The sequence below is a fragment of the bacterium genome (assembly GCA_021372775.1).
In the GTDB taxonomy this organism is placed as follows: Bacteria; Acidobacteriota; Polarisedimenticolia; order J045; family J045; genus JAJFTU01.
Map to the genome: position 1 here is coordinate 1 of JAJFTU010000173.1, position 1,969 is coordinate 1,969.

General features: G+C 69.6%; 2 protein-coding genes. Both read right to left on the minus strand.

What is annotated here, in order from left to right:
- Positions 1-316: peptidylprolyl isomerase (locus LLG88_05815; protein ID MCE5246424.1), on the minus strand; the 316-nt coding region annotated here is incomplete at its 3' end.
- Between the two features lie 68 nt (positions 317-384).
- Positions 385-1,785 (minus strand): MFS transporter, encoded by a 1,401-nt coding sequence (locus LLG88_05820; GenBank protein MCE5246425.1) that lies wholly within the window; start codon positions 1,783-1,785, stop codon positions 385-387.
- Between the last annotated feature and the right edge of the window lie 184 nt (positions 1,786-1,969).

Sequence of the window (1,969 nt, forward strand, 5' to 3'; positions counted from 1 at the left end):
TCGGCGAGAACTCGCCGTCGAAGCGGTAGCCGGGTCCGCCGGTCCCGGTGCCGAGCGGGCAGCCGCCCTGCGCCATGAAGTCGGTGATCACGCGGTGGAACGTCAGCCCGTCGAAGAAGCCGAGCTGCGTCAGGTACATGAAGCTCGTGACGTGCATCGGCGCCGCGTCGGGCATGAAGCGGATCTTGACCGCGCCCTTGTTCGTCTCGAACGTGACGAAGTGCTCCGCGCCGGGGGCGAACTGGAGCGCCGTCGGCTTCGGCAGCCGCGTGCGCCAGTTCGGCGCCGACTTGTCCACGCCCGCCCGGGCGACCATCTCTTCGATTTCCTTCATCGTCGTGCTCCTGCGGCGGCGCGGGCCGGCGCCCGCCGCGGATCGGGCCGCTAGGCGGCCGCGTGCCGCCCCAGCCAGCGGTTGTAGAGCCACATCGAGAGGGCGGAGAGCAGGCCGATCGCCATCAGGACGATCCAGCCCGCCGCGCCCCAGAACGGATCGAGGTCGAGCAGCGTCTTGCCCGGCGCGACGACGTTCTCGCGCGCGTTGCGGCACATGACGTCGTTGAAGATCAGCGCGCCGACCGGGCCGCCGACGAGCGAGCCGATCGCCATCGGCAGGTTGGCGTAGCCGAGGAACAGCCCTTCCTTCCCCTTCGGCGCCAGGGCGCCGATCCACTCGTAGGTGCGGGCGGAGGTGAACAGCTCGCCGAAGGCGATCAGCGCCACGGTCAGCACGATGAACAGCGAGCCGATCGGCAGCCAGTTCAGCGCGAGGGCGCGGATTCCGCCGGCGAGATAGAGCGGGACGATGTTGATCACCATCGAGAGGCCGATGATCACCGTCCCGACGACGATCGAGCGGATCGCCTTCATCCGCCCGAAGAGGTTCGTGATCAGCAGCTGGAAGCAGACGATCGTGATCGGGTTGGCGGCGGTGTAGAGGTCCATCGCCGGGTCCGTCTCGACGACCTTCTTCACGTAGAGCGGCAGGACGTTGTAGACCTGGTTGTAGATGAACCAGAAGCCGGACGAGACGATCAGGAAGAGCGCGAAGCGGCCGTTCCCGAGCACGAGGAACATGTCGAGCAGCGCCCGCCCCATCGAGCGCCGCGGCGCCGCGGCGGCGTCGGGGCCGCGGTCCGGGTCGCGGTAGAGGAAGAGCACGACGAAGAAGGCGACGACCGCGGCGCAGAGGGCGACGGCGAAGATCCAGCTCAGGTTCGCGCCCTTCGCGCTGCGCACGAAGAAGGCGACGACGCGCCCGGCGACCGAGCCGATGTTGATGACCATGTAGAAGATGCCGAAGGCGAGCGTCGCCCGCCCCATGTGCGTCTTCTGCACCGTCCCCGAGATCGTCGGCTTGACGATCGAGCCGCCGATCCCGATCAGCAGGATCGCCGCGATCACCGGCAGGATCACGCCCGCCCCGGCGGTGACCTCCTTCCCCACGGTCGGCGCGAGCTCCGCGCCGCCGAACCAGGCGGGGAAGCCCATCAGGAAGTAGCCGGCGGCGAGCAGCACGAACGCGCCGAGCAGCGAGCGGCGGAAGCCGATCTGGTCGGCGATCGTGCCGGAGAGGATCGGCAGGAAGTAGACGAGGAACCAGAGGAAGCCGTTGAGGTTGCTCGGCCACCAGTCGCCGAGGCCGAGCCGCCCGAGGTAGATGACGACGAAGCTGGCCATCGAGTAGTAGGCGGCGCGCTCGAACAACTCGGTGACGTTGGCGCTCCAGAACGCCTTCGGGAACGGCGTCGGAGGCGCGGCGGCGGAAACGGCGTCGCGGGGCATCGACTCTCCTTGATCGGGTGGGGGCGGGTTCGGGGGCGGCGCGCGGCCGCCGGGGTTCGGTCGTCAGCGCGGGAGTTCGCGGTTGCAGAAGCGGCAGATCGTCGCCGCGGCCTTGATCGTCTCGGCGCAGAACGGGCAGGCGCGCGTCGCCTCCGCGGCGCCGCCGAGGCGGGCCTGCGCGGCC